8 protein-coding genes and 4 tRNA genes are annotated in these 6908 nt (G+C 64.9%); 1 reads left to right on the top strand and 11 read right to left on the bottom strand.

All coding sequences use genetic code 11. From position 1 onward, the window contains the following. Window positions 1–103: 103 nt before the first annotated feature. The 10 genes from rplA to ABZS43_RS34995 form a co-directional block, all read right to left on the bottom strand. The gene (rplA, locus tag ABZS43_RS35040; protein WP_355040298.1) at window positions 104–817 is read right to left on the bottom strand and encodes a 50S ribosomal protein L1; all 714 of its coding nucleotides are present in this window, start codon (window positions 815–817) and stop codon (window positions 104–106) included. Between the two features lie 78 nt (window positions 818–895). Beyond that, window positions 896–1330 carry a 50S ribosomal protein L11 gene (gene rplK, locus ABZS43_RS35035; protein ID WP_109528833.1) on the bottom strand — a complete coding sequence of 145 codons (435 nt, stop codon included), beginning with the start codon at window positions 1328–1330 and terminating at the stop codon, window positions 896–898. Between the two features lie 190 nt (window positions 1331–1520). Continuing rightward, window positions 1521–2285 carry a transcription termination/antitermination protein NusG gene (gene nusG / locus ABZS43_RS35030; RefSeq protein ID WP_355040302.1) on the bottom strand — a complete coding sequence of 255 codons (765 nt, stop codon included), beginning with the start codon at window positions 2283–2285 and terminating at the stop codon, window positions 1521–1523. 114 nt (window positions 2286–2399) lie between these two features. Next, window positions 2400–2765, bottom strand: coding sequence for a preprotein translocase subunit SecE (gene secE / locus ABZS43_RS35025; protein ID WP_355040297.1), 366 nt, complete (start codon window positions 2763–2765; stop codon window positions 2400–2402). 102 nt (window positions 2766–2867) lie between these two features. Further along, window positions 2868–2940 (bottom strand) — tRNA-Trp (locus ABZS43_RS35020). Between the two features lie 222 nt (window positions 2941–3162). Continuing rightward, window positions 3163–4233: a fused (3R)-hydroxyacyl-ACP dehydratase subunits HadA/HadB gene (locus tag ABZS43_RS35015; RefSeq protein ID WP_355040301.1), complete on the bottom strand. Its 1071-nt coding sequence runs from the start codon at window positions 4231–4233 to the stop codon at window positions 3163–3165. A 258-nt stretch (window positions 4234–4491) separates the two neighbouring features. Continuing rightward, entirely contained in the window at window positions 4492–4662 is a 171-nt protein-coding gene (gene rpmG, locus ABZS43_RS35010) for a 50S ribosomal protein L33 (RefSeq protein WP_011211653.1), read from the bottom strand. Between the two features lie 43 nt (window positions 4663–4705). Further along, a tRNA-Met gene (locus tag ABZS43_RS35005) sits at window positions 4706–4781 on the bottom strand. An 89-nt stretch (window positions 4782–4870) separates the two neighbouring features. Further along, a tRNA-Thr gene (locus tag ABZS43_RS35000) sits at window positions 4871–4943 on the bottom strand. Window positions 4944–5089: 146 nt separating this feature from the next. Further along, the gene (locus ABZS43_RS34995) at window positions 5090–5581 is read right to left on the bottom strand and encodes a YajQ family cyclic di-GMP-binding protein (protein ID WP_355040296.1); all 492 of its coding nucleotides are present in this window, start codon (window positions 5579–5581) and stop codon (window positions 5090–5092) included. A gap of 172 nt (window positions 5582–5753) precedes the next feature. Between ABZS43_RS34995 and ABZS43_RS34990 the strand changes: the two genes are divergently transcribed. Beyond that, window positions 5754–5836, top strand: a tRNA-Tyr gene (locus ABZS43_RS34990). 133 nt (window positions 5837–5969) lie between these two features. On the opposite strand, the gene htpX is transcribed toward ABZS43_RS34990, so the two are convergent. Then, window positions 5970–6845, bottom strand: a complete 876-nt coding sequence (gene htpX, locus ABZS43_RS34985; RefSeq protein ID WP_355040295.1) for a zinc metalloprotease HtpX — start codon at window positions 6843–6845, stop codon at window positions 5970–5972. Window positions 6846–6908 lie beyond the last annotated feature (63 nt).

The raw sequence follows: 6908 nt of genomic DNA, 5'->3' as shown, positions 1-6908 counted from the left end.
TAACACTCTTTCCCTACACTACTCTCTTCAGATCTCATCGAACGCGCCGTGGGCGGGATCGCGAATCCGCGTTCCCGCCCTCGGCGGTGGTACTGGGTGCTACTTACGCATCCTCGTCCAGGAGGTTGCGGGTGCGGTTCGGGTCCACCGGGATGCCCGGTCCGGTGTTCGTCGAGACCGTGATCTTCTTGACGTAGCGGCCCTTGGCGGTCGACGGCTTCACACGCAGGATCTCGTCCAGCGCGGCGCCGTAGTTCTCCACCAGCTTGGCATCGTCGAAGGACGCCTTGCCGATGACGAAGTGCAGGTTGGCCTGCTTGTCGACGCGGAAGTTGATCTTGCCGCCCTTGATGTCGTTGACGGCCTTGGTCACATCGTTGGTGACCGTGCCCGTCTTCGGGTTCGGCATCAGGCCGCGCGGGCCGAGGACACGCGCGATCCGGCCGACCTTGGCCATCTGATCGGGGGTGGCGATCGCGGCGTCGAAGTCCAGCCAGCCGCCCTGGATCCGCTCGATCAGATCCTCGGCGCCGACGGCGTCCGCACCGGCGGCTTCGGCCTCGGCGGCCTTCTCGCCCGCCGCGAACACGATGACGCGGGCGGTCTTACCGGTGCCGTGCGGCAGGTTGACGGTGCCGCGGACCATCTGGTCGGCCTTGCGGGGATCCACGCCGAGACGCACGGCGACCTCGACGGTCGCGTCGGTCTTGGCGGTGGCGGTCTCCTTCGCGAGCCGCGCGGCGGCCAGCGGGGAGTACAGCTGGGACTTGTCGACCTTCTCGGCCGCGGCGAGATACGCCTTGCTTCGTTTTGCCATGATTCTCTGTCCTTGTTGAAATCGGTTCAGAAGTGGTTATCGGGCCTGGCCGGCCCTCCCACTCGGGAGCGCGGTCGCTCAGCCTTCGACGGTGATACCCATCGAACGCGCGGTGCCCGCGATGATCTTGGCCGCCTGATCGATATCGTTGGCGTTCAGATCTTCCTGCTTGGTCTTGGCGATCTCACGGACCTGGTCCATGGTGACCTTCGCGACCTTGAGGCGGTGCGGCTCGGCCGAACCCTTCTGCACACCGGCGGCCTTGAGCAGCAGCCTGGCGGCGGGCGGGGTCTTCAGCTTGAAGTCGAACGTCCGGTCCTCGTACACCGAGATCTCGACCGGGATGACGTTGCCACGCTGCGACTCGGTCGCGGCGTTGTACGCCTTGCAGAACTCCATGATGTTGACGCCGTGCTGACCGAGCGCGGGGCCGACCGGCGGGGCCGGGTTCGCCTGGCCGGCCTGGATCTGCAGCTTGATGATCCCGGCGAGCTTCTTCTTCTTGGGGGGCATCTTTCTTCCTTGGTTTCGGTTCCTTACGGTTGCCGTAAGCCTGTTGCGGGCTCGGCCCGCATCCGGACGCGCGAGCCCGGCATCGAACACGGACCCGATCGACGCGCATCGGATCCGCGCACGAACCAACACACCTTACCGGGGCCGCGCCCTGGTCCTTCGCGTGGGGCCGTCCAGCGGCCCCCGCCGATCAGATCTTCGCGACCTGGGTGAACGCCAACTCGACCGGGGTCTCGCGACCGAAGATCGAGACGAGCACCTTGAGCTTCTGCTGCTCGGCGTTGACCTCGGAAATACTGGCGGGCAGCGTCGCGAACGGGCCGTCCATCACGGTCACCGACTCGCCGACCTCGAAATCGACCTCGATGACCGGCTTCGGCGTCACATCGGTGGAGGCGGAGGTTTCGGCGCCTGCCGCGGCGGGCTTCTTCTGCTGCTGCGCGGCCGGGACGAGGAATTTCACCACGTCATCGATCGACAGTGGCGAGGGACGCGAGGTGGCGCCGACGAATCCGGTGACGCCGGGGGTGTTGCGCACCGCACCCCACGATTCGTCGTTGAGTTCCATCCGAACCAGGATGTAGCCGGGCAGCACCTTGCGGTTGACGTGCTTGCGCTGGCCGTTCTTGATCTCGGTGACCTCTTCGGTCGGCACCTCTACCTGGAAGATGTACTCCTCGAGGTCGAGGTTCTGCACACGCGTCTCGAGGTTGGCCTTCACCTTGTTCTCGTAGCCGGCGTACGAGTGGATGACGTACCAGTCACCGGGGGCGCGCCGCAGCGCCGCCTTCATCTCGGCGACGGGATCGGCCTCCACCGGAGCGGGTTCGACCTCGGGCTCGGCGTCAGCGGACTCGGATTCGTCGACCACAGCAGATTCCTCGACGGTCTCCGCGGCGTCCACCGCGTCGTCGACCGGGAACTCGTCGTTGGTGTCGTTCTCCGGGGTGCTCACTGGGGCACTCGCTTCCTGTGTCGTCACGTACATCCTCTGCGTGCCGGGCCGGGCGCGGCATGAATCGCTCCGCCCGCCCCGGGATCGGCTACCGGTGTCGGCGTTCGCGGGTGCTCAGCCGAACAGCCAGTTGACACCTTTGATGAACGCCAGATCCAACCCGCTGATGAACGCGACCATGAAGATCACGAACACCAGAACAACGCTCGTATAGGTGACCATCTGCTTGCGGTTCGGCCAGATCACCTTGCGCAATTCCGCGACGACCTCGCGCATGAACTTGATCAAGCGTGAGATCGGATTCCCGCGCTTGGCCGCAGGCTTTCCCGCCTTCTTCGACGGGCGGTCGATCGTGGCTACCGAGCCGGTATCGACGGGAGCGGATCCGGCGCGACTACGCCGCGCGGAACGCTTACCGCTCGGCCGCGCCACCGCGTCGTCGTCATACGCGCCGCGGCGGGTGTCCCGCTCATCGCTCATGCTCGCGCCTCGCTCGACTCCGGCATGCGCGAGGCGTGCTGGCACAGTGCTCGCTCGCTACGCTCGCTCACGTCGATCCTCTCTGGTCGCTGGCATTCAGGGCAGGGGCGACAGGACTTGAACCTGCAACCTGCGGTTTTGGAGACCGCTGCTCTGCCAATTGAGCTACGCCCCTTCGGTTGGACCGGTGACTCTCGTCCAACCACTCTTCTCATATTCAGTTGTACTCGGTGCCACACAACACGCGCGCCGCTCCGGCGGTTGCCGGCCCCGTCGACGGCCCTTTCGGGCCGTCTGGAACCAGCCCCATAGAGCAGCGCGCAGCGGCTGGTGACCCCAGAAACCTGAGTCTACGTTACCGCCCGCGCAGATAGCCAATCAGGGTCAGCCGACCAGGTCAGGCCAGCTGAACCGTCGCGGTGGCGCGCCCGAAGATCTTCTTGCCCGCCGACTTCGCCACGATGGCGACGACCGCGGTCCGCGTCTGCGGATCCACCGACTTGACCTTGCCCGTGTACTCCACTTCGGTCGCCTCGTCGGAGCCGACATAGACCGGGCTGGTGAAGCGGACGTTGTACTCCTTGACCGCGCCGGGATCGCGGAGCCAGGACGTGACGAAACCGCCGCCGAGTCCCATCGTGAGCATGCCGTGGGCCACCACGTTGTCCAGGCCGACGAGTTTGACCACCTCGTCGCTCCAGTGGATCGGGTTCGCGTCGCCGGAAACGCCCGCGTAGTTGACCAGATCGCCGCGGGTGAGCCGGACGGTACGCGGGGGCAACTCCTGGCCGACGGCGATGTCCTCGAAAGCCAGCGCGCCGCTGTTCGGTGCGATGTCGGCGACGGCGGTCACCGGCGCGGGCGCCTCGGCGCCCGGCATCGGGGTGCGCGGGCGGTGAACCGGCGCTTCCTCGTCGATGCCGTGCATCAGCACATTGCGCACCGCGTCGGTCAGATTGGGATCGATATCACCGCCGCTGCGTCCGATGAGCGTGGTGTAGGTGGTGAGCACCACCTCGTCGTTCTGCGCGGTGACGATGTTCTTGGTGACGATGATGTCGCCGCCGAATGCCTGACGGAACGAATGCAAGTAGACATCGCAGGTCAACTGGTCACCGACCCGGATGGGACGGTGGAATTCCAGGATCTGGTCGGTCTGCATGATCTGGCTCAGGTCGTAACCGGTGACGATGGTCTCGAACAGTTTGCGCTGAGCCAGAATGCCGACGAGGGAGATGAAGGTCAGCGGCGCGAGCAGGCTGTCGTAGCCGTACTGCTGCGCGACATCCTCGTCCCAGTGCACCGGGTGGTAGTCCTGCACGGCACGGGCGTATTCGCGAACCTTCTCGCGGCCGACTTCGTAGTAGTCGTCGACGCGGTAGTGGTGACCGACCATCGCCGCCGCGTGAGTGGCGGGGTCGAAATCGTCCTCGCTCGCCTGGACCGCTTCTGCTGTACCGGTGTTCATTGTCACGGAAGGACTGTACCTATCTGACCCCGAGGCGGAGTCTCGGCGGAGCGGGCACGATGTCGCGTCGCTGATGCTCGGCGACATGCCCGCATGTTCGCGGCTGTGTCGACTGTCGCTCGCGGTCCACCATCGTCGAATCCGTAAACGCACTCAGGGCCGGACATATGTGTCCGGCCCTTCGCAGCTTCACGTTCCGAGATAACCGGGGTTCGCACCCGGTGCCCAATCACGCGGCAGCGGCACGCGTCGAATGGACTAGCGGGATTCGCGGTGTGCCCGGTGGGTTCCGCAATTCGGGCAGAACTTCTTCAGTTCCAGCCGATCCGGATCGTTGCGCCGGTTCTTCTTGGTGATGTAGTTGCGGTGCTTGCACTGCTCGCAGGCCAAGGTGATCTTTGGCCGGACATCGGTGGACTTCGCGGCCACGACATTCCTTCTTTCGGTCAACCAGATGGTCTGATCGGTTCTTTGGTAGCGATGGCCGGACTTGAACCGGCGACACAACGATTATGAGTCGTTTGCTCTACCGACTGAGCTACACCGCCACGGGTCGCATTGCCTAGATGACGCGCCCGGCTCCCTCTATCGTGGAAACGTTAGCGATGCCGAGTCGGTCACCACCGGCAATCCGGCGAGCCCCCTAACGGAATCGAACCGTTGACCTTTTCCTTACCATGGAAACGCTCTGCCGACTGAGCTAAGGGGGCATGACTAGCTCCGCACCGAATTCATCTGCTCGACTTCGGCGCGGCGAAGTCTTGAACGAGGTTACACACTTACCGGTCGCAGTTCCAAACCGTGTGGTCAGAGTGGGTTTTGCGGCCACCGTCTCGGTAGCCGCCCGCCCGCTCGACTACCGATAGTTCACGAACTGGAGCGCGATACCGAAATCCTCGCCCTTGAGCAGGGCGATGATCGCCTGCAGATCGTCGCGCTTCTTGCTGCTGACGCGCAGCTCCTCGCCCTGGATCTGCGCCTTCACCCCCTTGGGGCCCTCGTCGCGGATCTTCTTGGAAATCTTCTTCGCGTGCTCGGCGTCGATGCCCTGCACCAGAGTGCCGGTGATCTTGTAGGTCTTGCCGGAGGGCTGCGGCTCGCCCGCGTCGAACGCCTTGAGCGAGATATCCCGGCGGATCAGTTTCTCCTTGAAGACCTCCAGTGCGGCCTTGACCCGCTCCTCCGCCTCCGCGGTGAGCACGATCTTCTCCTCGCCGGACCACTCGATCGTCGCGCCGGTGCCGCGGAAGTCGTAGCGGGTGTTCAATTCCTTCTCCGCCTGATGCAGGGCGTTGTCGACCTCCTGCCGGTCGACCTTGCTGACGACATCGAAAGACGAATCGGCCACACTGCGCTCCTGTTCCTGACGGTCTTACGGGCTCGTTCGACCGGTACTACCGGTCACTGTCAGTTCTACCCGCCGAGCAGGGTCCTCGTCGCATCGCACGGCCATTGTCCAGCCGGTTTGCGTTACGGGGCGGGGTACGTTGTAAGCTGCACTGCGCGCCGAGAAGCGCGACGGCAGGTTGCCCGAGCGGCCAATGGGAGCAGACTGTAAATCTGTCGGTGAAAGCCTACGTAGGTTCGAATCCTACACCTGCCACCCGATACGAGTGAGCGAGCTGTCTACGCGGAAACGCCTACACAGCTCGCTCATTTGTTTTTCGGCCCCCGCTTTCGAGAGCCCCGTCCTCGGGGCCGGAGCGCCGCACCGTCAACTGGTAGCCGACGAGTGACTAGTACCGGCGCGGGCCGCCCGCCATCTCCTCGAGGCGGGCGATGCGCTCGGCCATCGGCGGATGGGTGGAGAACCAGCGGGCGGCGCGCTCACCGGCGCGGAACGGATTGGCGATCATCAGATGCGATTGGGCCGTCAACTGCGGCTCCGGCGGCAGCGGCGCGGCCTGCACACCGCGTTCCAGTTTGCGCAGTGCCGAGGCGAGGGCGAGCGGGTCGCCGGTCAATTCGGCGCCGGACTGATCCGCCTGGTACTCCCGCGAGCGCGAGACCGCGAGCTTGACCAGGGTCGCGGCGATCGGGCCGAATAGCGAGATCAGCAAGACCCCCAGGATATTCGGGCCTTCGCCATTACCCCTGCCGCCGAACATCGAGGCGAAGAAGGCCAGGTTGGCCAGACCGGAGATGACCGCGGCGAGCGCGCCAGCGACCGAGGAGATGAGGATATCGCGGTTGTAGACGTGGCAGAGTTCGTGGCCGAGGACGGCGCGCAGTTCTCGTTCATCGAGAATCTGGAGGATGCCGCTGGTGCAGCAGACCGCGGCATGGCGTGGACTGCGTCCCGTGGCGAAGGCATTGGGGGCGTTGGTCGGGCTGATGTAGAGCCGCGGCATGGGCTGACGCGCGGTGGTCGCGAGCTCGCGCACGATCCGGTACACGACCGGCGCCTCCAGTTCGCTGACCGGTTGCGCGTGCATCGCTTTCAGCGCGAGTTTATCGCTGTTGAAATACGCGTACGCGTTTACTCCGACCGCGAGCAGGACGGCGATCACCAGGATGGTCGGACTGCGGAACATGGCCCCGGCGAAAACGATCAGCGCCGAGAGGCCGACCATCAGACCGAAGGTCTTCAGCCCATTCGCATACCCGTGCATATCCGCCCTGTTCCGCCTCTCCGCGTATGAAGGCCAGGCTCTCGAGTGCGGCGAGACTGGCGT

Source organism: Nocardia sp. NPDC005366, from assembly GCF_040606855.1.
In the GTDB taxonomy this organism is placed as follows: domain Bacteria; phylum Actinomycetota; class Actinomycetes; order Mycobacteriales; family Mycobacteriaceae; genus Nocardia.
The sequence above is the reverse complement of the archived record's forward strand: the minus strand, read 5'-3'. Positions and strand labels throughout refer to the sequence as shown.